Source organism: Amphibacillus sp. MSJ-3, assembly GCF_018919165.1.
In the GTDB taxonomy this organism is placed as follows: domain Bacteria; phylum Bacillota; class Bacilli; order Bacillales; family Amphibacillaceae; genus Amphibacillus.
Genome location: NZ_JAHLQM010000014.1, coordinates 1 through 23,587 on the forward strand (window position 1 = coordinate 1; position 23,587 = coordinate 23,587).

At 36.0% G+C, this 23,587-nt stretch carries 34 protein-coding genes and 3 pseudogenes; 2 read left to right on the plus strand and 35 right to left on the minus strand.

What is annotated here, in order from left to right; all coding sequences use genetic code 11:
- Positions 1 to 123: 123 nt before the first annotated feature.
- The 3 genes and pseudogenes from KQI76_RS05635 to KQI76_RS05645 all read right to left on the minus strand — a co-directional run.
- A pseudogene (locus KQI76_RS05635) lies at positions 124 to 384 on the minus strand (NADP-dependent oxidoreductase); the annotation flags it as partial.
- A gap of 562 nt (positions 385 to 946) precedes the next feature.
- The gene (locus KQI76_RS05640; protein ID WP_216399345.1) at positions 947 to 2,383 is read right to left on the minus strand and encodes a hypothetical protein; all 1,437 of its coding nucleotides are present in this window, start codon (positions 2,381 to 2,383) and stop codon (positions 947 to 949) included.
- Positions 2,384 to 3,079 (minus strand): ABC transporter ATP-binding protein, encoded by a 696-nt coding sequence (locus tag KQI76_RS05645; RefSeq protein WP_253288830.1) that lies wholly within the window; start codon positions 3,077 to 3,079, stop codon positions 2,384 to 2,386.
- Positions 3,080 to 3,916: 837 nt separating this feature from the next.
- Between KQI76_RS05645 and KQI76_RS05650 the strand changes: the two are divergent.
- Together KQI76_RS05650 and KQI76_RS05655 are read left to right on the plus strand one after the other, a co-directional pair.
- Positions 3,917 to 4,396: pseudogene (locus KQI76_RS05650) on the plus strand (family 4 glycosyl hydrolase); the annotation flags it as partial.
- 106 nt (positions 4,397 to 4,502) lie between these two features.
- A complete protein-coding gene (locus tag KQI76_RS05655; protein ID WP_216399346.1) occupies positions 4,503 to 5,063 on the plus strand; it encodes a hypothetical protein in 561 nt (186 codons plus the stop codon).
- Between the two features lie 977 nt (positions 5,064 to 6,040).
- Here KQI76_RS05655 and rpsI read toward each other — a convergent pair.
- The 32 genes and pseudogenes from rpsI to rplB all read right to left on the minus strand — a co-directional run bounded on the left by rpsI (position 6,041) and on the right by rplB (position 23,569).
- Complete coding sequence (gene rpsI / locus KQI76_RS05660) at positions 6,041 to 6,433, minus strand: 30S ribosomal protein S9 (RefSeq protein ID WP_216399347.1); 393 nt, start codon at positions 6,431 to 6,433, stop codon at positions 6,041 to 6,043.
- 19 nt (positions 6,434 to 6,452) lie between these two features.
- Entirely contained in the window at positions 6,453 to 6,890 is a 438-nt protein-coding gene (gene rplM, locus KQI76_RS05665) for a 50S ribosomal protein L13 (protein WP_216399348.1), read from the minus strand.
- A gap of 205 nt (positions 6,891 to 7,095) precedes the next feature.
- A complete protein-coding gene (gene truA / locus KQI76_RS05670) occupies positions 7,096 to 7,833 on the minus strand; it encodes a tRNA pseudouridine(38-40) synthase TruA (protein WP_216399349.1) in 738 nt (245 codons plus the stop codon).
- A gap of 12 nt (positions 7,834 to 7,845) precedes the next feature.
- The gene (locus KQI76_RS05675; RefSeq protein ID WP_216399350.1) at positions 7,846 to 8,643 is read right to left on the minus strand and encodes an energy-coupling factor transporter transmembrane component T family protein; all 798 of its coding nucleotides are present in this window, start codon (positions 8,641 to 8,643) and stop codon (positions 7,846 to 7,848) included.
- Positions 8,636 to 9,508, minus strand: coding sequence for an energy-coupling factor ABC transporter ATP-binding protein (locus tag KQI76_RS05680; RefSeq protein WP_216399351.1), 873 nt, complete (start codon positions 9,506 to 9,508; stop codon positions 8,636 to 8,638). Before KQI76_RS05680 ends, KQI76_RS05675 begins: the two co-directional genes overlap by 8 nt.
- Complete coding sequence (locus KQI76_RS05685; protein WP_216399352.1) at positions 9,484 to 10,323, minus strand: energy-coupling factor ABC transporter ATP-binding protein; 840 nt, start codon at positions 10,321 to 10,323, stop codon at positions 9,484 to 9,486. The genes KQI76_RS05680 and KQI76_RS05685 overlap by 25 nt, the downstream gene beginning before the upstream one ends.
- Before the next feature lie 455 nt (positions 10,324 to 10,778).
- Positions 10,779 to 11,132: a 50S ribosomal protein L17 gene (rplQ, locus tag KQI76_RS05690; RefSeq protein ID WP_216399353.1), complete on the minus strand. Its 354-nt coding sequence runs from the start codon at positions 11,130 to 11,132 to the stop codon at positions 10,779 to 10,781.
- A gap of 45 nt (positions 11,133 to 11,177) precedes the next feature.
- The gene (locus KQI76_RS05695) at positions 11,178 to 12,122 is read right to left on the minus strand and encodes a DNA-directed RNA polymerase subunit alpha (protein ID WP_216399354.1); all 945 of its coding nucleotides are present in this window, start codon (positions 12,120 to 12,122) and stop codon (positions 11,178 to 11,180) included.
- A gap of 229 nt (positions 12,123 to 12,351) precedes the next feature.
- Positions 12,352 to 12,741, minus strand: coding sequence for a 30S ribosomal protein S11 (rpsK, locus tag KQI76_RS05700; RefSeq protein ID WP_216399355.1), 390 nt, complete (start codon positions 12,739 to 12,741; stop codon positions 12,352 to 12,354).
- 25 nt (positions 12,742 to 12,766) lie between these two features.
- Positions 12,767 to 13,129, minus strand: coding sequence for a 30S ribosomal protein S13 (gene rpsM / locus KQI76_RS05705; RefSeq protein ID WP_216399356.1), 363 nt, complete (start codon positions 13,127 to 13,129; stop codon positions 12,767 to 12,769).
- Positions 13,130 to 13,153: 24 nt separating this feature from the next.
- On the minus strand, positions 13,154 to 13,267 hold the full coding sequence (gene rpmJ, locus KQI76_RS05710) for a 50S ribosomal protein L36 (RefSeq protein WP_003156543.1): 114 nt from the start codon (positions 13,265 to 13,267) through the stop codon (positions 13,154 to 13,156).
- Positions 13,268 to 13,300: 33 nt separating this feature from the next.
- Positions 13,301 to 13,519 carry a translation initiation factor IF-1 gene (infA, locus tag KQI76_RS05715; RefSeq protein WP_216399357.1) on the minus strand — a complete coding sequence of 73 codons (219 nt, stop codon included), beginning with the start codon at positions 13,517 to 13,519 and terminating at the stop codon, positions 13,301 to 13,303.
- Positions 13,497 to 13,829: pseudogene (locus tag KQI76_RS11740) on the minus strand (KOW domain-containing RNA-binding protein). Before KQI76_RS11740 ends, infA begins: the two are co-directional and overlap by 23 nt.
- 284 nt (positions 13,830 to 14,113) lie before the next feature.
- The gene (locus tag KQI76_RS05720) at positions 14,114 to 14,761 is read right to left on the minus strand and encodes an adenylate kinase (RefSeq protein WP_216399358.1); all 648 of its coding nucleotides are present in this window, start codon (positions 14,759 to 14,761) and stop codon (positions 14,114 to 14,116) included.
- Between the two features lie 51 nt (positions 14,762 to 14,812).
- The gene (secY, locus tag KQI76_RS05725; protein WP_216399359.1) at positions 14,813 to 16,108 is read right to left on the minus strand and encodes a preprotein translocase subunit SecY; all 1,296 of its coding nucleotides are present in this window, start codon (positions 16,106 to 16,108) and stop codon (positions 14,813 to 14,815) included.
- Positions 16,108 to 16,545, minus strand: a complete 438-nt coding sequence (rplO, locus tag KQI76_RS05730) for a 50S ribosomal protein L15 (protein ID WP_216399360.1) — start codon at positions 16,543 to 16,545, stop codon at positions 16,108 to 16,110. Before rplO ends, secY begins: the two co-directional genes overlap by 1 nt.
- A 30-nt stretch (positions 16,546 to 16,575) precedes the next feature.
- Positions 16,576 to 16,758 carry a 50S ribosomal protein L30 gene (gene rpmD, locus KQI76_RS05735; RefSeq protein ID WP_216399361.1) on the minus strand — a complete coding sequence of 61 codons (183 nt, stop codon included), beginning with the start codon at positions 16,756 to 16,758 and terminating at the stop codon, positions 16,576 to 16,578.
- 13 nt (positions 16,759 to 16,771) lie between these two features.
- A complete protein-coding gene (gene rpsE / locus KQI76_RS05740) occupies positions 16,772 to 17,275 on the minus strand; it encodes a 30S ribosomal protein S5 (protein ID WP_216399362.1) in 504 nt (167 codons plus the stop codon).
- Positions 17,276 to 17,296: 21 nt separating this feature from the next.
- Positions 17,297 to 17,659 (minus strand): 50S ribosomal protein L18, encoded by a 363-nt coding sequence (gene rplR, locus KQI76_RS05745; protein WP_216399363.1) that lies wholly within the window; start codon positions 17,657 to 17,659, stop codon positions 17,297 to 17,299.
- Between the two features lie 61 nt (positions 17,660 to 17,720).
- Positions 17,721 to 18,257: a 50S ribosomal protein L6 gene (gene rplF / locus KQI76_RS05750; protein ID WP_216399364.1), complete on the minus strand. Its 537-nt coding sequence runs from the start codon at positions 18,255 to 18,257 to the stop codon at positions 17,721 to 17,723.
- Positions 18,258 to 18,461: 204 nt separating this feature from the next.
- A complete protein-coding gene (gene rpsH, locus KQI76_RS05755) occupies positions 18,462 to 18,860 on the minus strand; it encodes a 30S ribosomal protein S8 (RefSeq protein WP_216399365.1) in 399 nt (132 codons plus the stop codon).
- 29 nt (positions 18,861 to 18,889) lie between these two features.
- Positions 18,890 to 19,075, minus strand: coding sequence for a 30S ribosomal protein S14 (rpsN, locus tag KQI76_RS05760; RefSeq protein ID WP_216399366.1), 186 nt, complete (start codon positions 19,073 to 19,075; stop codon positions 18,890 to 18,892).
- Positions 19,076 to 19,105: 30 nt separating this feature from the next.
- Positions 19,106 to 19,645 carry a 50S ribosomal protein L5 gene (gene rplE, locus KQI76_RS05765; RefSeq protein WP_216399367.1) on the minus strand — a complete coding sequence of 180 codons (540 nt, stop codon included), beginning with the start codon at positions 19,643 to 19,645 and terminating at the stop codon, positions 19,106 to 19,108.
- A 29-nt stretch (positions 19,646 to 19,674) separates the two neighbouring features.
- Entirely contained in the window at positions 19,675 to 19,983 is a 309-nt protein-coding gene (rplX, locus tag KQI76_RS05770; protein ID WP_216399368.1) for a 50S ribosomal protein L24, read from the minus strand.
- Positions 19,984 to 20,045: 62 nt separating this feature from the next.
- Entirely contained in the window at positions 20,046 to 20,414 is a 369-nt protein-coding gene (gene rplN, locus KQI76_RS05775; RefSeq protein ID WP_216399369.1) for a 50S ribosomal protein L14, read from the minus strand.
- 49 nt (positions 20,415 to 20,463) lie between these two features.
- A complete protein-coding gene (gene rpsQ, locus KQI76_RS05780) occupies positions 20,464 to 20,727 on the minus strand; it encodes a 30S ribosomal protein S17 (RefSeq protein WP_216399370.1) in 264 nt (87 codons plus the stop codon).
- Between the two features lie 25 nt (positions 20,728 to 20,752).
- A complete protein-coding gene (rpmC, locus tag KQI76_RS05785) occupies positions 20,753 to 20,953 on the minus strand; it encodes a 50S ribosomal protein L29 (RefSeq protein WP_018934219.1) in 201 nt (66 codons plus the stop codon).
- Positions 20,943 to 21,377, minus strand: coding sequence for a 50S ribosomal protein L16 (gene rplP / locus KQI76_RS05790; protein WP_216399371.1), 435 nt, complete (start codon positions 21,375 to 21,377; stop codon positions 20,943 to 20,945). The genes rpmC and rplP overlap by 11 nt, the downstream gene beginning before the upstream one ends.
- A gap of 18 nt (positions 21,378 to 21,395) precedes the next feature.
- Positions 21,396 to 22,037, minus strand: a complete 642-nt coding sequence (rpsC, locus tag KQI76_RS05795; protein WP_216399372.1) for a 30S ribosomal protein S3 — start codon at positions 22,035 to 22,037, stop codon at positions 21,396 to 21,398.
- 3 nt (positions 22,038 to 22,040) lie between these two features.
- A complete protein-coding gene (gene rplV / locus KQI76_RS05800) occupies positions 22,041 to 22,382 on the minus strand; it encodes a 50S ribosomal protein L22 (protein WP_216399373.1) in 342 nt (113 codons plus the stop codon).
- 20 nt (positions 22,383 to 22,402) lie between these two features.
- Entirely contained in the window at positions 22,403 to 22,681 is a 279-nt protein-coding gene (gene rpsS, locus KQI76_RS05805; protein WP_216399374.1) for a 30S ribosomal protein S19, read from the minus strand.
- 57 nt (positions 22,682 to 22,738) lie between these two features.
- Positions 22,739 to 23,569, minus strand: a complete 831-nt coding sequence (gene rplB / locus KQI76_RS05810; protein WP_216399375.1) for a 50S ribosomal protein L2 — start codon at positions 23,567 to 23,569, stop codon at positions 22,739 to 22,741.
- Between the last annotated feature and the right edge of the window lie 18 nt (positions 23,570 to 23,587).

The following is a 23,587-nucleotide window of genomic DNA, read 5'->3' on the forward strand; positions in this document are numbered from 1 at the left end:
GCACCATCCAAATCTGATAAATTTCAATGAATCTATCATACTATGAATGGTCGTATATTTGATCGAAAAGTGTTCAATCTTATTGAGCAATAACTGACTATTTTAGTTTAGCAGTTACATAGCAAAATGTTCAGATTTTGATTCTACTATTTGTCCAATTATTCCACTTGTAATTACCTCGTTTAATTTGAATGGTGGGATATATGATTTTGCATCCTGCATTCTTCCACGTAGATATGGGTCAACAGAAACATATACCGTACGTATCAGCACTTCACCATGAGATGGTGTGCCAATTGGTACATTTATAAAGGCAAAATCCTCCATTATGGGAGTTCCAACAGGACGATTTGAAAGCCTAATTTGTTTTTGCATTTGATTCATGATTATTCCTCCGTTCGTTTAAGGGATTATCCATACTGATTAATAGACGAAGCATAACTTTGAACATGTGTTTTAAACAGATGTTCAATTATCAGTATACCCTTTTAGTTTATTATGTCAAAATAATCGGATTCTCAGTTTTCCGAAATATGTAGGACAGTCTCCAATATGATTTTGATAATCGTCTTTAAACTAAAAAGTAATATTAGGCTTAATTGATAACAGGAGAATGCATGTATTCATTTAACAATCTTGACTAAATTATTTTTCAAAAAAGAGTCACTAACCTATATAGGATAGTGACTCTTGTAACCGTCAAGTCTAAATGAACATTTGGGCATGCTTAGGTTATCATTTATAAATAATCATGTGTCATTTTATCAAGACGATCTTAAAACGTAATATTTTACCTCTTTAATATAATTTATATTATAATCCAAAATCTTTTCATTAACATTCAAACTTTATTAACGTAGAAAATACCAATTTTCTTTATGTCGAATTTTACTCAGCGTATGTTTTTCGCTAAATATCTGACAATACCCCAATTTTGTTAAATTTATTATTGCTCTTTTATTCCCTTATCTGAATATATTTTAATTTCGTTATTTTTTAATTTAAATAAATACTTAGACCCGAATATTAGTATTATAATAAAAGAAAGTATAGGAATTGATTCTATAGTCATTAATAACAAGGAATAAAACATTATTAAAAATAGATGATAGAACTTCGGAATTTTTTTAAAATTAAGTGTATTCATTGCCCCATATTTTAGTAGATACATAAATGTAAACTTTATTAAGAGCCACTCACTTAAAATTATAAATATGTCCAAGCCATTTGATGTAGATGGATCCATTAGTTTAAAAGTAGAGTGAACGAGTAGTATAATCAACACCATCCAAGATGTACTAAGATAAAAACCTCTTATATAACATTCAATGGAGAAAGGTAATACTTTGAATTGGATAGTATCTAATTTGTGCTTGAATATTCCATATAACCAATACATATATATTAATGTTGAAAACGTCAAGTATAACCCCGATGGAGCATTTACATTTATATTTATATTTAAAAAAATCAACACCGCTATACAATTGGTGATTATTGTAAAAGATATATTTTTATTAAATGTAAAATAATTTTTCCAGTACCTCGTAATAATTTCCGGTAAAGTGTAAGGAGCTTCCTTAATTTTCTTCTTATTGACCCCCGAAGTACGCAACCTATGGGGTATAAAATTAAAACCTACACCCGTTATTAATTTAACTATTAATAAATTCCAGGTTTTGTCATCCCCGATTATCGTAACTTCATTCCAATTAGTACTATGAGATATATTTGTTTTGAATTGAATTAAAATAAGGATTATCAACAATATAAATATAAGGGTAAGTATTGATGTTTTTGATAAGTCTGTCAAAAAGTATGAGTATAGATATACACCAAAAAGTAGAAAAATATATGAAACACTTATTAGGAAAGGCTTTATTCCTCGTTGGAAATTTCTCCACTGAATAATCCCTGTAAATATATCGGAAGTAGAGAAAAATATAATAAATAAAAGCATTGTTTCTAAATTAAATACATTTAAAAGATAACAGACAAAAATTAAAAGAGACACAATAAGAATTCTTTTTATCTGTTGATTAATTACCAGTATTTTTAGAATTTTATCTAGATCATAGGTTAGTAGATTTAAATTATAATCAGAGGTAGTAACCTTATATCTAGGGTCTAAAAAGCCCTTGAAAAAGTAAAATAAACCTGATAACAACAAAAAATAAATAATTAGAGAATCATTATTTCTGTTTATTAATTGTATATAATGAGAGTAATAATGAGCACTTTCCTTAAAGAAGAATAGCCCAATTATACAGATATATATCAAAGTAGTTTTATCAAAGATAATAGAGAATGCCAGTTTATACTTTTCAATAATCTTTTTAGTACGTTGTTTAGATACAAATCTCAATACATGTAACTCTCTCATTTAGGTCCTGCTTTCTATACCTTTAAGTTTATTTATTTTCCCTTGATTAACTACTTCTCCATCTTTCAACATTATAAATGAATGACAAAGCTTCTTTACTCTTTCAATTAAATGCGATGTAATTAATATGCTGGTTCCATTACTTGCCTTATTTATAATTTCTTGTTCTAAAAAAAGAGCTGAGTTTTCATCCAGACCGATAAAAGGTTCATCTATTATTAATAAGGGTGTATCTGTAATAAGATTACTTATTATATTTACTTTTTGACGCATACCTTTCGATAAGTCTTCTGGAAATTCATTTAATTTACCATTCATTTCAAAACCTTCTACATAATACTCAATTCTATCCCGAAAAGTTCCTTCAGGGACTTTATAGCTTGTTCCATATAACTGGAAATGTTGGTATACTGTTAATTCTGTAAACAAAATGGGCTCTTCAGGGATATAAGAATACATAGCTTTATAATTTAAATAGTCTTCATCTATGTCAGTGTTATTTATTTTAATAGTTCCTTTACTTTTTTCTTGTATTCCCATAATAGATTTTAATGTGAGCGTTTTACCTGCACCATTGTGCCCAACTAATGCACAAATCTCTCCATAGCATAAATCAAAGCTTATATTTTTAACAATATTTGTAAGAGCAATATTAACATCTACACTATTAAGAGATAATGTTATAGGTTTTTTCAAAGTTATCCCTCCTAGAAAAAATACAAAAGTTTACTAATTTTCGCTATTATCTTGGATACGGTGAATAACATTGTCTAGTTGTTCTTTCCATTCTGTGCCTAACTTTTCTTCGTAATATCTCGATATAGCATAGCACATAGAAAATTTCTCTACAGGTTTTATTCCAATTTGCGCTAAGGTATTATATAGAAAATTAAGTACTAGCCGTTTAGTCTTAAACTCAGTTGACTTTATTATATCATCATACTCTTGCCTTTCATTATAAATGTCAAGATAAGAATTTGCACTTGGGGGTGCACATTCTTATCTTGACATTTATACCCGAAGATCTGAAGATATTTGTTGGAGGTCATCGGCAAAGGTATAGACCTCAACCATGTCTACCTTTTTATTCCCTATTTCTATCACTCCATATCATCGAATTATTTATGCTTCATTTAATCATATAATCACAGGATATTATATAATGGATATGGGAGACAAGTCTCCTAAGGCTTAAATATTTTACAATAACTGTCTGGGTTTGACCAAGAACCTAAGTTTTCATTACACAAAAAACCCTTTCCAGTATCTTTGCCATTATCTCTAATAATTTAGATAAAAGTATAAAATTCACACTACATTTGCATCGATAAATGGGGGAATTCCCACAATCGTGAGAAAATGGTTAATAGACAATGATATTGAATTTTCACTTTAAGAATTATGCCATCGTCCTTTAATAGCAAGCTTTTATTTATCCTATAAATTTTAATTATCATTTAAAGTTATATTTTAACTTTAGGGGTATAGTGCCTTTTTTTGATATACTTTATTTACATACATGGAGGTAATATTATGCCTTTTAAAGTAACGTTTATTGGAGCACGAAGTATTGAGTTTAGCAGAAAGCTATTATCAGATTTGCTATCAGCGCCAGAATTTAAGAATATAGAGGTAGCCTTTACTGATATAAATGAAGAAAACTTAGATATGGTAACTAAACTGTGTCAAAGAGATATTGATATAAATTGAGTAGATATTAAAATTCAGTCGACAACAGATAGGAGAACCGCCCTTAAAAATGCAAAATATATCTTTCATGTTTTTCGTATTGGTGGTTTAGAAGCATTTAAAACCGATGTAGAAATTCCGTTAAAATATGGAGTAGGTCAATGTGTAGGAGATACGCTGAGTGCAGGTGGTATAATGTATGGTCAGAGAGGGATAGCGGAAATTTTAAATTTCTGCAAAGTTATTCGAGAGGTTTCTCTTAAAGTTTGCTTATTACTAAATTATTCTAACCCGACGGCAATGATTACTTGGGCATGTAATAAGAGGAAATGTTTAAGCAACAACAATAAATTAAACAATCTATTCAACCAATTTTATCTTTTATTTCCGGTATGGCACAATAAAGTAAATTTCAAAGGAGAATTTCATTATGAGAAACAATATAGAAATGCCTAATAAAATCCAACGAATTGGTTTAGGCCTTATGGTTTTTTTAACCTATTTAATTGGATTCATGACCATTTTAGGTTTAATAGTAAGAGATGCTGAAATGGCAATCGTTTGTTTTGTAATAACTGCTATTTTTGCAACGCTTGTTTTTTTCACTCGACGGAAATTTAAAGCATATTATAAAGAAACTGCCGAGTACTTTCTATTGGGAGGACATCTTAGGAAAAATCATCATTTAACATATCGTGTATACTACAAAAACATTATAGATTGGGTGCCTTTATCCAAGAAAATTGGTGTGCTTGATAAGACACGTACAGATAATAAGTACATCTATATAAATTTCGCCTTTGCTAAGCCAGAGATATTGCTAAGAGAACTTACAGAGATGACCTTTACTGGAAAGTTTAATCAAGCTGACTCAAGCCAATCAGACGATCCAAATCGTGAGCAAGAATTTATAGATCATCTTCAAACAAATCGCTATGGGCACTTAATAGAGGAATTTTTAAAAGAACAGCATTCTTCAGAAGACTCCTAGTGTCACTATAAAAAGCGTTTTTTTAAGAATAGCAGTATAACGAATACCGGCTTATATTCTGGCTTTATTGATTAGTCCAATGCCTGTTTCGACCGTACATAGAATTCTAAAACGAAAATGCTAATGCGCCTGTGATGTGCCTTTTTACTTGGAAGGGCATGTAAAAGAGGCTGCGACTAATCCAAATGATAAACTGAATGATAAAACTTTAAAAGAAATACAACCTCATCATTGGTATAAGGTCTACGAAAGCTGAATTTAAATATTCAAGTGTTATACGAAAGTTTATCGTGTGATTACCCAAAATTCACGATCTTTCAACACTAAATCATAAGGTGTTTTTATTTCCTCCCAACGAACTTCTCTATGCTGCAAAACATTTACATCCTCCTTGTGAAATACTCAACAACCCCACTGGATTGAATGGATTCTTCTGAATAAGAATATCATATGTCTAAAACTTTCCCTTCCGCAGCAGTCCCCTTTACTTCAAATTTAAATGACATATTGTTCGAATAGGTTCCACTTGGTAATTGAATGAGAAATGCAGATATATGGAAATTCCCGCTTTAGTTTCTCGTCGTAGTTATTTTCAAAATAGAGATGCACAGAATCTAGTTCTCTGTCAAAAATGCTAGAATTCTTAGATGATATGGGATTTAGACCGAATGGGCCTTGGGGCAACCTATTTGGTGAAGCAATATATATTGAGTCATAAGTACCTGATCCCCTTTAATAATGTCAACTAATCATTTTCTGCCGTAATCTAGCCCGTTTGTGAATAGCAATAAATATCTCTCTTCATTTTATCACAATAACAAAATATTAAACCAGAATATAACTTTATCCTCCTAACTACTGTCTTGATTACTTCTAAATTCCTTAGCCTATGTTTTGACCGATATTATTACTTTTAATCTACACAAAAAACCCTCTCCCACCAATGTGAGAAAGGGTTTGAATACGATAATGTAAGATTAACGTTTTGAAAATTGTGGAGCTTTACGTGCGCCTTTAAGACCGTATTTTTTACGTTCTTTCATTCTTGCGTCACGAGTTAAGAAGCCAGCGCTTTTTAGTGAAGCACGGTATTCCGGATCAACTTCTAATAATGCACGAGCCACTCCATGGCGAATTGCTCCAGCTTGTCCTGTGAAGCCACCACCATGTACGTTTACTAAAACATCATAACTACCTTCTGTTTCTGTTGTCACTAAAGGTTGTTTAATAATTGTACGAAGTGTTTCATATGGGAAGTATTCTTCCGCATCACGATTATTTACAGTAATACGTCCAGTACCTGGGACTAAACGTACACGAGCAGTTGATTTTTTACGGCGTCCAGTTCCGTAGTATTGTACTTGTGCCAAATCGATTACCTCCTTTTAATTATCCACGAAGTTCGTAGACTTCTGGTTTTTGTGCATGGTGATTGTGTTCCGCACCACGATATACATGTAATTTCTTAGCCATTTTACGACCAAGGCTACCTTTTGGAAGCATACCTTTAATTGTTAATTCAAGCATTCTCTCTGGGAATTGTTCACGCATTTCCCCAGCTGAGCGTGCTTGTAAGCCGCCTGCATGACCTGAGTGACGATAATACATCTTATCACTTAGCTTATTTCCTGTAAGTTCAATTTTCTCTGCATTAATAATAATAACATTGTCACCAGTATCCACATGTGGTGTGAATGTTGGTTTATGCTTACCACGTAGAATAGCTGCTACTTCACTTGATAAACGTCCAAGTGTTTGACCTTCAGCATCAATGACAAGCCATTTACGTTCAATGTTTGCATCATTTGCCATGAAAGTTGTCCGCATCGTTACTACCTCCTAATTTATCCTTATCTTTTCAATCTTTTTTTATCAATTCATTGGGTTTACTTTTATATTCTACACAATTAACTTTCCGGGGCTAATCGTGGTATAGAAATAAAATGCCATAGACCATCTTATAACAAATCATCATTAAAGTCAATAGCTGTAACGCTTATTCATTACTTTTATCAAAAAAATATCCCTCTTCTTAATAGATCACGTGATCTAAATATAAGCCTTGTGCAGGAGCTGTTTTTCCAGCTAGTTTTCGATCTTTACTCATTATAATCTCAGGTATACATTCAGGGCTTCTCTTCCCTAAGCCTACTTCAATCAAAGTCCCAATAATAATCCGAACCATATTGTAAAGAAAACCATTTCCCCTAATAGTAAAGATCAAATATTGATCTTGTTTTTGACATGACGCCTGATATATCTTGCGGACTTTACTCCCTTTCACATGGCTGTTCGCTGCACAAAAGGAGGTGAAATCATGTTCACCAATTAAGTACTGGCAGGCTTGATTCATTGATTCAATATGAAGTGGTTGATGAATATAAGTGCTATACTTAGTTTGAAAAGGACTTGGGTCTGCTGAATTCAAGATAACATACCGATAAGTTTTCTGCTTTGCACTGTAACGCGCATGAAATTGATCGGAAACTTGCTCAACATTCTTGATTACAATGTCGTCTGGTAAGAGGGCATTCATTGCTTTCTTCCAATTTACTTCAGCAATCATCAGTTCACTATCAAAGTGAAAAGTTTGTCCATGGGCATGGACACCTGCATCTGTTCGACCAGAGGCAGTAATTTTAATGGGCTGACCTTTATGTATTTGGGTAAGGGCTGATTCAATGACTGATTGAATAGTCAATTGATCTGGTTGAATTTGATAACCTGCATAATTTGAACCATCATAACTTACCGTTGCTAAAAGTCGCATAACACATCTCCTTTACTGCCTAAATAGAAATAAACCAGCAATGACAAAAGCAAAAATTAAATAGGCAATCCAATCTAACTTGGTGATCTTCAGCTCTCTCAACTTCGTACGTCCTTCTCCACCTTGGTAACCTCTTGCCTCCATCGCCATTGCAAGTTCTTCTGCCCTTTTAAAAGCACTAACAAACAAAGGAACTAGTAAAGGAACAACGGCCTGAATTCGCTCCTTAATTGGACCCGTCTTAAAATCGACTCCCCTTGATGCTTGAGCCTTTGATATCTTTTCTGTTTCCTGCATAAGTGTTGGAATAAATCGTAGTGAAATAGACATCATCAATGCTAGTTCATGTACAGGAAACTTAACTTTCTTTAAAGGATTCAATAAAGTTTCGATTGCATCAGTAATTTCAATCGGTGTTGTCGTTAGGGTTAATAGGGAAGTCACTAAGATTAACAAAAAGAATCGTAAGGAAATAAAAGTACCTTGAATAATTGCTTCAGAATAAACAGGGAAGCCGACAATTTCAAATAAAACCCGACCTTCTCTAGTCACAAATAGATGTAAAATAAAGGTGAAAATAATTAAAAACCAAATCGGCTTAAGCCCCTTGGCAATATACCCTATTTTTATTTTTGTAAGTAATGCACTTGCGATAGCAAATAAAGTTAACCAAGCATAGCTCAACGTATTATTTGCAAAAAAGACAAAAATAATAAATAAAAAGATGATGATAATCTTTGTTCTCGGATCAAGCCGATGAATTTTAGATTCACTTGGTACATATTGTCCAATAATAAGTGAATTAGCCATCATGATTCCCCTCTTTTAAAGCCTCTGTCAACTCAATTGCTAACTGTTCAATCGATTGATTTCGATAGAATATATCACTATCAAATCGATCCTGAAATTCTTGGATAAATTGAATGATTTCTGGTGTATCGAGTTGAACTTTCTCTAATTCTTGCTTTTTCACAAAAATATCAGTTGGCTTTCCTTCTATATATTTTTGACCATTTTCTAAAATAATAACATGATCTGCATACTTCAATGCATCTTCCATACTGTGAGTCACGAGAACAGTAGTCAATCCTTTGCGTTGGTGAAGGTCAAAGAACATGTCCATAATTTCTTGCTGTCCTTTAGGATCTAATCCTGCTGTAGGTTCATCTAGAACTAAGACTTCTGGTTCCATAGCTAGGATTCCTGCAATAGCTACTCGACGCATTTGTCCACCACTCAAATCAAATGGTGAGCGTTGTAGCAAATCTAATGATAAGTTAACTGCTTTCATCGCTTCTGGTATCCGCCGGTTAATTTCCTCTTGGCTGACCCCAAAATTTTTGGGTCCAAATGCAATATCCTTCTCAATCGTTTCTTCAAACAGTTGGTGTTCAGGATATTGAAAGACCACACCAACTCGTCTACGTAATTCTTTAATATTCTCTGTTTTTTCCCCAGCTTTTAATTTGAAATCTCCGACCTGAACTTCCCCTTCAATTGGCCGCAGCAATCCGTTTAAATGCTGAATTAAAGTTGACTTTCCCGAACCGGTATGACCGATAATTGCCACATAGGATCCCGATTTGATTGAGAAAGATAAATTTTTCAAAGCTTGATATTCAAATGGGCTATTAGGTTGATAGGTATAATTTACTTGTTTAAACGATATGTCCATAATTCGTCTAATAACTCCTTTTGATTTAATGGTTGTTGAGTGAGTGTAATTGAATGTTGTTGTATAGCATTTGCTAATTTGGCAACAAAAGGAACATCTAAGCCGATTTCGCGTAAAGCTGTTTCTTTAGCGAATAAGTCCCTTGGCTTTGATTCTAACCATACTTCCCCTGCATTCATAACGATCACACGATCTGCCTGAGCAATTTCATTTAAATCATGCGTAATGGTAATCAAGCTTAGTTGATTTGACTGTTTTAGATCATTAACTGTTCTGATTATTTCCTTACGTCCCTTAGGATCAAGCATTGCGGTTGCCTCATCTAAAATGATAACATCTGGTTTTACGGCTATAACCCCTGCAATGGCAACTCTTTGCTTTTGTCCCCCTGATAACCGATGGGGTTCGTGTAATAAATAATCAGACATTCTTACAGCCTTTAATCCCTGTTCAATCGCCTCAATCATCTTGTCTCGTTCTATCCCACGGTTTTCTAATCCAAAGGCAACATCGTCTCGAACTGTTGTCCCGACGAATTGGTTATCTGGATTCTGAAAAACCATCCCTACCTTTTTCCGTACATCCCAAACTGTTTCTTCGGTAAGTTTAACCCCTTGGATGATTACTTCACCTTGGTCGGGGAAAAGTAGCCCATTCATAAGCTTAGCAATTGTTGATTTCCCTGAACCATTATGCCCTATAATCGCTAGCCATTCATCTGATTTAATTGTAAAACTCACATTCTTTAATACCCATGGTTGATCATCCGCATATCGAAAAGAAACATTGCGAAACTCAACTTGATTTTGGATCATTGAGATCCCTCCATATTGCGACAAATTATTTCCCGGGAAATTTACAAGGGGAAATAGTTTGATTATTTAAAAAATACCTCTAGTTATCTATTTTAGCACACTTCGTCATTATTCAGTTAACTTTTTATTATTCAATTGAAATAGGTTTATGAATAAGTCTTGATTAACTGTACTGAAATCGATAGCTTTAGGTATTCTAGCTTGTTTCATCAATTTTCAATACTTTGATGGTCTTGATCACTGTATAGCTTCTAAATATAAGCATAAATCTATCACTCTAGATTATTTACTTGTTGGTAATTTTAAAAGATGAGTAGTCGATTAAAAACAATTGATTAGCCTTTTATTCCTTTAAAGAATAGTCAAAAGTAATAATCTAAATCAAATAACAAAAAAGGGCTTGGATTAACCTCTTGTGGAGACTTTATCCTGCCCTTGAATTCAACTTTATTCGGTTAGACTAACTCAACAATCGCCATTTGTGCACCATCACCACGACGTGGGCCAAGTTTTAAAACGCGTGTATAGCCACCTTGGCGGTCTTCATAACGGTTAGCAAGATCGTTGAATAACTTTTGAACTGCATCTTCAGTTTCACTAGCTTCTTTCTTGTAAAGAAAAGCTGATGCTTGACGACGAGCATGAAGGTCACCGCGTTTACTCAATGTAATCATTTTATCTACTGTAGAGCTTATTTCTTTTGCTTTTGCTTCTGTTGTTTCTATACGTTCATGAATAATCAAGTCAGTTGCAAGATTTCTTAGTAATGCTAAACGAGCGTCAGTCGTTCTTCCTAATTTTCTAGCCATCGACTACCCCTCCTTTTTCAGAATCTGTTCCATTAGTTTATATGACTACTCTTCTGTTCGTAAACTTAATTCTAAATCAGCTAGTTTATTCTTCACTTCTTCAAGTGATTTTCTACCCAAATTACGAACTTTCATCATATCATCTTCTGTCTTCGTTGTAAGCTCTTGTACTGTATTAATGCCGGCACGTTTCAAACAGTTATAAGAGCGAACAGATAAGTCTAATTCTTCTATTGTCATTTCTAATACTTTTTCTTTTTGGTCTTCTTCTTTTTCAATCATGATTTCAGCATTTTGTGCTTCATCAGTTAAACCAACAAAGAGATTTAAATGTTCAGTGAATATCTTGGCTGCCAGGGAAATAGCTTCTTCTGGTCGAATACTTCCATCTGTCCATACATCTATTGTCAGTTTATCAAAGTTCGTTATCTGACCAACACGTGTATTTTCAACTTGAAAAGTTGCACGTGAGACTGGGGTGAATATCGAGTCAACTGGAATAACACCAATTGGTAGGTCATCACTGTTATTAACCTCAGCTGGGCGATAACCGCGACCACGTTCAGCTGTCATCTTCATACGAAGGGCCCCATTACTTGCTAATGTAGCAATGTGGAGATCCGGATTTAGTATTTCAACATCACTGTCATAAGTGATATCCGCTGCAGTAACAACACCTTCACCTTGCACATCAATTTCCAGCGTTTTTACTTCTTCAGAGTAAATATTTAATGCTAGTTTTTTAAGATTGAGGATAATGGTTGTTACGTCTTCTACAATGCCATCAATTGTTGAGAACTCATGAAGAACACCGTCTATTTGTACAGATGTTATAGCTGCACCTGGAAGTGAGGATAAAAGAATACGACGAAGGGAGTTTCCTAGAGTCGTTCCATATCCACGTTCTAGTGGTTCTACGACAAACTTCCCAAAAGTGGCATCATCATTGATCTGTACAGTTTCAATTTTTGGTTTTTCAATCTCGATCATTTATAAAAACCCTCCTTTGAACGTCGAAACCCCGGTTAGACCAACCAATGTCTAACCGAAATTCCTCAGGTAGGCAGTTCCCATTTCTGCACTATCTTCTATTCGTATATTTATTGTCTGTCAGTTCCGATCTGGTTGAGACTGGTTAAAGCTAGTCATCCTAAAACGTACTACTTTAATCGATCATAATCCATTATAGACATACTGACAAATTCTATACGGATAAAAATTATACACGGCGACGTTTTGGTGGGCGGCAACCATTGTGAGGAACTGGTGTTACGTCAACAATGGCAGTAACTTCTAGTCCCGCTGCTTGGAGTGAACGAATAGCTGCTTCACGTCCTGCGCCAGGTCCTTTTACAGTTACTTCTAATGTTTTTAAACCATGTTCTTGAGCTGCTTTGGCCGCAGTTTCAGAAGCCATTTGGGCGGCAAATGGTGTTGATTTACGTGATCCTTTGAAACCAAGTGCACCAGCACTGCTCCAGCTAATTGCGTTACCTTGAACATCAGTAATTGTAACAATTGTATTATTAAATGTTGAGTGGATATGTGCTATACCCGATTCAATATTCTTTTTCACTCGTCTTTTACGAGTTCCTTTTTTCTGAGCCATTGGATTCCTTGACCTCCTTTAATGATTATTTTTTATTTGAAATTGCTCGGCCACGGCCTTTACGTGTACGCGCGTTGTTCTTAGTATTTTGACCGCGAACTGGTAAATTACGGCGATGACGTAATCCTCGATATGAACCAATTTCAATAAGTCGTTTAATATTTAATGAAACTTCTCGACGAAGATCCCCTTCAGTTGTGTATTCATTTACTGCTGTACGAATACGGCTTAATTCATCTTCAGTTAAATCGCGAACACGAGTATCTTCAGAAACATTTACATCTTTAAGAATTTTCTCTGCAGTTGATTTACCAATACCGTAGATATATGTTAATGAAATAACTACCCGTTTTTCACGCGGGACATCAATTCCTGCAATACGTGCCATACTTTTCATGCACCTCCTTATTGATTAGCCTTGTTTTTGTTTATGTTTTGGATTTTCACAGATTACCATTACTTTTCCTTTACGACGAATAACCTTACATTTTTCGCATATTGGTTTTACTGATGGTCTTACTTTCATCGTCCATACCTCCTCTATTATCGGAGTTAATTGTTATTTATAACGGTACGTAATACGTCCTTTTGTTAAATCATACGGAGAAAGTTCAACCGTTACTTTATCTCCTGGTAAAATTCGAATAAAGTGCATTCGGATTTTTCCTGAAACGTGAGCTAATACGGTATGCCCATTCTCTAATTCCACTTTAAACATTGCATTCGGTAATGTGTCGGTAACAGTACCTTCCACCTCAATTGCATCGTCTTTCGCCATCAAGTTGATCTCCCTTCTTTAAATCAGTCACTATCTTTTTGACAAATTTTGATATAGCAAAACGCAGCTTACCATTTGTAACGCGACCAGTTCCTAGAAGGCTATTTTGACCTCAGGTGAAATTTAATTAATCAGAAAAACACGATTAAAATTTATCCCCTCTGGCCGATCATACTTCCGTTTCTCTCTTCTGCGAGCAGAACAAAGCGATCATCGACAACTTTAATGATAATGGCATATTGGCCTGCTTTTCGCCCTGTGTGGTTTCAACCACTTGACCTATCCTAGGACGCGACCCCGTTTCATTCAAACATGATCACTTTCATTTAAGTCTTTGTTATTATTCAACATAACCAACTTATGCATTGTAAAACATGTTTTTTATTAAATTTACATTTTACTATATTTAGCATCAGTCGTCCAATCACAAACTCATTAGGTCACAGTTGACCATTCGTTTAGATAAGTGGCCATTTATAAATGATTGCTTGAGACTTATAAACTTAATTAGTCTCGGAGCAAATACTATAAAAGAGCTTTACTCTTAACATAAGGACTAACGCTTTTTTAAACTTGAATCGTTTCACATATTATCTACAGTGTTTGAAGTTTTTGATCAATCGCTTCAAACACATCACTTATATCTTGATCACCATTTACTGTTACAAGGTATCCTTTTGTTTGATAAAAGTCCAAAAGTGGCTGTGTTTGCTCCACATTTACTTCTATACGTTTAGCAACAGTTTCGCGACGATCATCTTCACGTTGAATTAAACGTGCGCCATCATTATCACATGTATCAGCAACCTTTGGTGGGTTGTATATGACATGATAGGTTGCTCCGCATTCCGGGCAAATTCGTCTACCTGTTAAACGATCGAGTAATTTGTCTTGTGGAACATCGACGTGAAGTACATAGTCGATTGGAGCATTTAACTCTGTTAAAAGCTCTTCAAGTGCTTCCGCCTGTGCGATTGTTCTTGGAAAACCATCCAACAAAAAACCATTCTGACAATCTGATTTACCTAATCGTTCTCGAACAATCCCAATTGTAACCTCATCAGGAACAAGTGCACCCTGATCCATAAATGATTTAGCTTGTTTTCCAAGCTCAGTTCCTTCCTTAATTGCTGATCGGAACATATCTCCAGTTGAAATATGAGGAATCTGGTATTTTTCAATTATCTTTTCAGCTTGTGTACCTTTACCAGCACCAGGAAGACCCATTAAAATTAAATTCACTGCTATTCCCCTCGCTTTTCTATAAATTAGTCAGTAGTAAAAGACTACTGCTTATTTTATAAATCCTTTGTAGTGACGTTTGACAAGTTGACTTTCAAGTTGTTTCATAGTTTGAAGAGCTACACCAACAACAATCAGTATACTTGTTCCGCCAATTTGAACAGATTGTGGCAAGTTGGCGATTCTACCCAAAAAGATTGGAAATACAGCAACTGCTGCTAAGAAAAGCGCACCTACAAAAGTCAAGCGATTTAATACGACCGTTAAATATCTCTCTGTCTTTTTGCCTGGGCGAATACCTGGGATATAGCCCCCTTGTTTCTTCAAGTTATCTGCCATTTGCTCTGGACTTGATTGAACAAAAGTATAGAAATAAGAGAACGCAATAATAAGAGCTACGTAAATCACCATTCCAATTGGCTGAGTATAATCAAAGATACTCTCTACTGCATTCGCAAAGCTACCATCAAAGAAACTAGCTATTGTTCGTGGTGCCATGATAAATGACACTGAAAAAATAACAGGTATCACACCAGCCGTATTTACCTTTAACGGTAAGTGTGTTGATTGTCCACCAACCATTGATCGGTTAACCATACGTTTCGCGTATTGAATAGGAATCTTTCGGGTTGCTTGTTGGATAAAGATTACACCAACTGTTAGACCTAATACAATTAAAATAATCAAGGCAACGATCATGATATTAATAAATAACTCATCACCGACTTGACTTCCAAAAAACTGTTCATATAATTGGTTAATTGTATTTGGGATTTCAGCGACAATACCAGCAAAGATAATAACTGAAATACCATTTCCTACTCCGTGTGCTGTAATTTGTTCACCGAGCCACATTAAAAATGCTGTACCGGCTGTCAATACGATTGCGATAATAATAAATTTATTAGCGCTTGGGTCAGTGATTAAGCCTCCCCCTGTCATCGCATTGAAGCCAATTGCCATTGCAATAGCTTGAACGAAGGCTAAAATAACAGTGGCGTAACGTGTCACTTGTGCAAGTTTACGTCTACCCATTTCCCCTTGCTCTTTCCATTCAGCAAATTTAGGAACAACGTCCATCTGTAGTAATTGCATGATAATGGATGCAGTAATATAGGGCATGATCCCCATTGCTAAGATGGAGAAATTCTTTAATGCGCCACCGCCAAATGTATTGAGAAAACCAAATACATTTTGTTGATCATTCATAAAACCTATTGCTGCACGATCTGTGAACGGAACGGGTATAAATGTACCCATTCGGAAAACAATTAACATGAGTAATGTGAAAATAATCTTATTTCGAATCTCTTTCACACGAAAAAAATTGGAGATTGTTTGGAACATTAGATCACCTCAGTTTGACCGCCCGCTTTTTCAATTGCTTCTTTAGCTGAAGCAGAGAATTTGTGAGCTTTTACAGTAAGTTTCTTTTCAATTGTACCATTTCCAAGAACTTTAATGCCAGCTCTTACTTTACTTACTAAACCTGCTTCAAGTAAAAGCTCAGGTGTTACTTCTGTACCTTCTTCGAATTTATTTAAAGCCGAAAGATTGACAATGGCATATTCTTTACGGTTAATATTTGTAAAACCGCGTTTTGGTAGACGTTGGAATAAAGGCATTTGGCCACCTTCGAATCCTGGTCGAACACCGCCACCTGAACGAGCATTTTGTCCTTTGTGTCCACGACCAGCTGTTTTACCATTTCCTGAAGACGTTCCTCGTCCAACGCGATTTCGTTGTTTACGAACTTGTGATGGTTTCAATTCATGAAGTTTCATGCGAGCACCTCCTCTTTGCGCTATAATAAATTACAATTCTTTAACCGCTAATAAGTGTGATACTTTATTAATTGCACCTCTTAATGAAGGTGTATCTTCACGTACAACGGATTGGTTAATTTTCTTTAAGCCTAAAGCTTCAACGGTTTGCTTCTGTGTTTTATTTCTGCCAATAACGCTGCGCACGAGGGTAATTTCTAATTGCTTAGCCATTTCATTTCCCTCCTTATCCTAACAATTCTTCTACTGTTTTACCGCGTAGTTTTGCTACTTCTTCTGCTGGTTTAAGTTCACTTAAACCACTGATTGTTGCACGAACAACATTAATTGGTGTGTTTGAACCTAGGGATTTAGATAAAATATCACCAATTCCAGCAAGTTCTAGAACTGCACGAACAGGTCCCCCAGCGATAACTCCCGTACCTTCTACAGCAGGTTTGATAAGAATACTACCTGCACCGAAACGGCCAGTTACTTCATGAGGGATAGTTGTTCCCACAAGAGGTACTTCAATTAAGTTTTTCTTCGCATTATCAATAGCTTTTCTAATTGCTTCCGGTACTTCTTGTGCTTTCCCAGTTCCAAGACCTACGTGGCCATTTTTGTCTCCAACAACAACCAAAGCTGCAAATCGGAAAGTACGTCCACCTTTAGCAACTTTAGTTACACGGTTAATTGTAACTACACGTTCTTCTAAATCTAATTTATTCGGGTCGATTTGTGTACGCAAAATTTGTCCCTCCTTCTATCATTAAAATTCAAGACCTGCCTCACGGGCAGCATCTGCTAATGTTTTTACACGGCCGTGGTATAAATATCCACCGCGGTCAAATACCACTTGTTTATGGCCTTTATCTAATGCACGTTTTGCAATCATTTCTCCAACAATCTTAGCCGCATCAGTGTTCCCAGTTGCTTGAGTAGAAAACTCTTTATCTACTGTTGATGCACTTGCTAAAGTAACACCATTGATGTCATCAATTAATTGTGCGTAAATATGTTTATTTGAACGAAATACATTCAAACGCGGGCGTTCTGCCGTGCCAAATAAATTCTTGCGGACACGTAAATGTCTTTTCTTACGCGCAATGTTTTTATCTTGTTTTGTGATCATCTAGGTCACTCCTTTCTATTCCCTAACTAAGCAGGCTTGTGAGTTTGAAGGTTAACTTGCTTTATTTAGCCGTTTTTCCTTCTTTACGGCGAACGTATTCACCTTCATAGCGAATACCTTTTCCTTTATAGGGCTCTGGCTTACGAATCGCACGGATTTTAGCACTTAAAGCACCTACCAGTTCTTTATCAATACCCTTAATGACAATTTTTGTGTTTGCTGGTACGTCAAATTCAATACCATTCGGTTGTTCGATTTCTACAGGGTGAGAATAACCTGCATTAATAACAAGTTTATTTCCTTGTTTTTGTGCACGGTATCCAACTCCTTGGATTTCTAAAGTTTTTTCAAAACCTTTGTGTACACCCTCAATCATATTTGCGATTAAGCTACGTGTTGTACCGTGTAATGATTTATTCAATTTGCTATCAGACGGTCTTGCAACCGTTAATTCTTTACCATCGATGTTGATTGTCATGTCCTTATGAAGTTGTTGTGTTAATTCGCCTTTAGGACCTTTTACTGTGATAAGATTATTATCATTTTTAACTTCAACACCTTCAGGGATTTCAATAACCTTAAGACCTATACGTGACATCTACATGGCACCTCCTATCTTATTAGAAAAACTCACTTTCCCTTGCTAGCAAGGATAGACAAGCTTCAACCTTCCCTTAAGTTAGGGGGTGAAGTTTCCTTGAAAGTGTTCGTTTTTTCTTATACTTGGGACTATTACTCTCCAACGTTGTCAACCGACTTCCACGTTGACAGATTGTATTATCCTAAGTTAAATAAAAATTTATTACCAAACGTATGCTAATACCTCGCCACCAATTGTTTGTTCGCGAGCTTCTTTATCTGAAAGAAGACCTTTAGACGTTGATACGATCGCAATACCTAAACCGTTAAGTACGCGTGGTAGCTCATCAGCTTTAGCATAAACACGTAATCCTGGTTTACTAATTCTTTTTAGACCAGTAATGACACGTTGGTCATTCGCACCATATTTAAGGTAAATACGTAATACACCTTGTTTATTATCTTCAACGAATTCGTAATCACGAATAAAGCCCTCTTGCTTTAAAATTTCTGCAATTTGTTGCTTTAGATTTGAAGCAGGAAGCTCAAGTTTTTCGTGTCGAGCCATATTGGCATTACGAATACGCGTTAACATATCTGCAATTGGATCTGTCATAACCATTGAAAATTACCTCCTTCCCTATTTCGGGTTTACCAGCTTGCTTTTTTGACACCAGGAATTTGACCTTTGTAGGCAAGTTCACGGAAACAAATACGGCAAAGTTTAAATTTACGGATTACAGAATGTGGACGACCACAACGTTCACAACGTGTATATTCTTGAACTTTGTATTTTTTTGTCCGTTTCTGTTTTGCAATCATAGATTTTTTAGCCACTATTTTCCCTCCTTATATTAGCGGTCAGGCTTATTTTTGGAAAGGCATGCCAAGTTGAGTTAATAATTCACGAGCTTCTTCGTCTGTGTTAGCTGTTGTAACAATCACGATATCCATCCCACGAACTTTACTTACTTGATCATAATCTACTTCCGGGAAAATCAATTGTTCTCTTACACCTAGTGTGTAGTTTCCACGACCATCAAATGCTTTATTAGAAATACCACGGAAATCACGAACTCGTGGAAGTGACACATCAATTAGTTTTTGTAAGAAGTCATACATACGCTCACCGCGAAGGGTTACTTTAGCTCCGATCGGCATTCCTTCACGCAAGCGGAAACCTGCAATTGATTTTTTTGCTTTTGTTACTAAAGGTTTTTGACCAGAAATCAGTGCTAATTCTTGAACTGCACTGTCTAAAACTTTAGCATTTTGAACCGCATCACCTACACCCATATTAATGACAATCTTTTCAACTTTAGGTGCTTGCATTACGGAATCATAATTAAATTTTTCTACTAATGATTTAACGATTTCTTCGTTATATTTTACTTTTAACTCGTTCATTTGAGTAGCCCTCCTTTCATCGCTAATTATTAATTTAATACTTCACCGGATTTTTTAGCGATACGAACTTTCTTTCCGTCACGTTCTTCATATCCTACGCGAGTTGGCTCGCCAGTTTTCGGATCAATTGGTAATACATTAGAAACATGGATCGGTGCTTCTTGCTCCTGGATTCCACCTTGTGGATTATCCTGAGAAGGTTTTTGGTGTTTCTTAACCATGTTTACTCCTTCAACAAGAACACGATCTTTTTTCGGGAAAACAGCAAGAATCACTCCTTGCTTTCCTTTATCTTTACCGGATAAAACTTTAACTTTATCACCTTTTTTTACATGCATGCTAGACGCACCTCCTTACAAGGCTTTTCATAGAAATCAATTTCCGATAAGTTTGTTAAAACTTATAGTACCTCTGGAGCTAATGAAATAATCTTCATGAATTTCGCATCACGAAGTTCACGTGCTACTGGACCAAAGATACGTGTCCCTCTTGGACTTTTGTCATCGCGAATAATTACCGCTGCATTTTCATCAAAACGAATATATGAGCCATCTTTACGACGGACACCTGTTTTAGTTCGTACGATAACAGCTTTAACGACTTCACCCTTCTTAACAACGCCACCAGGTGTTGCGTGTTTCACCGTACATACAATTACATCACCAATATTAGCTGTTTTACGACCACTTCCACCTAATACCTTAATCGCTTGGACTTCACGAGCACCAGAATTATCTGCAACTTTCAAACGACTCTCTTGCTGGATCATACTGTTGTTACCTCCCTTCGGAATTCATATCCGAGTGAACTTTACTTTTTTAGATAATAACTGCTTCTTCAACTATTTCAACTAGTCTAAAGCGTTTTGTTGCTGACAATGGACGAGTCTCCATAATTGTTACGATATCGCCAATTTTAGCTTGGTTATTCTCATCATGTGCCTTGAACTTCTTAGTATATTTAACACGTTTTCCATACAGCGGGTGAAATTTATATGTTTCAACAACTACTGTAATTGTTTTGTCCATCTTATCTGAAAAGACACGACCCGTATATACTTTACGATTATTACGTTCTGTCATTTGAGGCTAACCTCCTCTCTACTTTCTAGTTATTCACACTAAGCTCTCTTTCACGGACAACAGTTTTCATTCGAGCAATTGATTTACGTACTTCACGCAGACGTGCAGTGTTTTCCAATTGTCCTGTAGCTAACTGAAAACGTAAGTTGAAAAGCTCTTCTTTTAATGATTTTATTTTTTGTTCAATTTCGGCAGTGGTTAGTTCTCTAATTTCATTAGCCTTCATTGATTTCACCACCAATTTCTTCACGTTTTACAAATTTAGTTTTTATCGGAAGTTTGTGTGCAGCAAGTCGAAGTGCTTCTCTAGCTACTTCTTCAGAAACGCCACCTACTTCAAATAATACTTTCCCTGGTTTTACAACGGCTACCCAGCCTTCAGGAGCACCTTTACCAGATCCCATTCGAACTTCTAATGGTTTCTTTGTATATGGTTTATCTGGGAAGATTTTAATCCAGACCTTTCCACCACGTTTCATATAACGAGTCATTGCAATACGTGCAGACTCAATTTGACGACTTGTGATCCAAGCAGGTTCGACAGCTTTCAATCCATAATCACCAAAGCCGACTTCTTTCCCACCTTTTGCTTGACCATTTAAATGTCCACGATGTTGTTTACGATACTTAACACGTTTAGGCATTAACATAATGTGTGCCCCCTTCCTTTACTTGTTGTTTTTAGTTGGAAGGACTTCTCCACGATAGATCCACACTTTTACGCCTAGTTTACCGTAAGTTGTGTCTGCTTCTGCATGACCATAATCGATATCAGCACGAAGTGTGTGTAGTGGTACAGTACCTTCACTATAACTTTCCGCACGAGCCATATCAGCACCGCCTAAACGGCCAGATACTTGTGTACGAATTCCTTTTGCTCCCGCACGCATTGCACGTTGAATAACTTGTTTTTGTGCACGACGGAATGAAATACGACTTTCTAATTGACGAGCAATATTTTCTGCAACTAATTTAGCATCCATGTCAGGTTTTTTAATTTCAACAATATTGATGTGAACTTTTTTACCTGTAAGTTGATTTAAGGATTTGCGTAGTGCTTCAACTTCTGAGCCACCTTTTCCTATAACCATACCTGGCTTAGCAGTTGAAATAGAAACATTAACTCGATTAGCTGCACGTTCAATTTCTACTTTAGAAACTGCAGCATCTTTTAAGCGATCCTCTATATATTCACGAATTTTGATGTCTTCATGTAATAAGTCTGCATAATCTTTGCCGGCATACCATCTTGATTCCCAATCGCGGATAACACCGACACGAAATCCTACTGGATTAACTTTTTGACCCACAGATTATCCCTCCTTCTTTTCTGATACAGTCACAGTAATATGACTTGTTCTTTTATTGATTTGACTTGCACGGCCTTGTGCACGTGGACGGAATCTTTTAAGTGTCACACCTTCATCAACAAAGGCTTCTGATACATAGAGATTATCTACATCCATTTCATAATTATGTTCTGCATTTGCGATTGCAGAGTTCAATACTTTCTCAACAACAGCGCTAGCACCACGTGGTGTGTGTTTTAATATAGCAATTGCTTCTCCAACATCTTTACCTCGAATTAAATCAACGACCAATCGAACTTTACGAGGAGCAATTCTAACAGTTTTTGCAACAGCTTTAGCTTGCATTAAGAGCGCCTCCTCTCATATTAACGTTTTGTATTCTTGTCATCGCCCGAATGTCCTTTAAAAAGACGTGTCGGTGCGAATTCACCTAATTTATGTCCTACCATATCTTCTGTAACATAAACCGGTACGTGTTTACGTCCGTCATAAACAGCGATTGTATGTCCCACAAAGTTAGGGAAAATAGTTGATCGACGTGACCAAGATTTCACAACTTGTTTTTTATTTTCTTCATTCAGTGTTTCAATCTTTTTCATCAAGTGGTCATCTACGAAAGGTCCCTTTTTTAAACTACGACCCATACATAAACCTCCTCCCGCGATTGTTGGACGGGTTCAAGTACCCGCCTTTCAATCCCGTTATTTTTTACGTGTACGTACGATATACTTGTTTGAGTCTTTATTGCGTTGACGTGTTTTCTTACCAAGGGCTGGTTTACCCCAAGGTGACACTGGTGATTTACGGCCAATTGGCGCACGTCCTTCACCACCACCGTGTGGGTGATCGTTAGGGTTCATAACAGAACCACGAACAGTAGGACGAATACCTTTCCAACGAGAACGTCCAGCTTTACCCGAATGAATCAGTTCATTTTCAATGTTTCCTACTTGACCAACTGTAGCACGGCAAGTTCCAAGAATTAAACGAACTTCTCCAGATGCCAAGCGAACAAGTACATACTTTCCTTCGCGGCCTAAAATTTGTGCTTCAGCTCCTGCTGAACGTGCAAGTTGCCCACCACGTCCTGGCTTCAACTCAATATTATGAATAGTTGTACCTACTGGCATATTTATCAATGGTAATGCATTACCCACTTTAATGTCTGCATCTTCACCAGAGATGATCTCCTGACCTACTTCAAGCCCTTTTGGTGCTAAAATATAACGTTTTTCACCGTCTGTATAATTGATTAAGGCTATATTAGCTGTTCGGTTAGGATCATATTCTATAGTAGCAACGCGACCTGGGATGCCGTCTTTGTTGCGTTTGAAATCAATCACACGGTATTGACGTTTATGTCCACCGCCTTGATGACGAACCGTTAATTTCCCTTGATTGTTACGGCCACCACGTTTTGATAGTGGTTCTAGAAGCGACTTCTCTGGAGTATCAGTTGTGATTTCATTAAAAGCTAAACCTGACATGTTTCGTCTACCGTTTGAAGTTGCTTTATACTTCTTAATCGCCATCTTTTTTCCCTCCTTTTA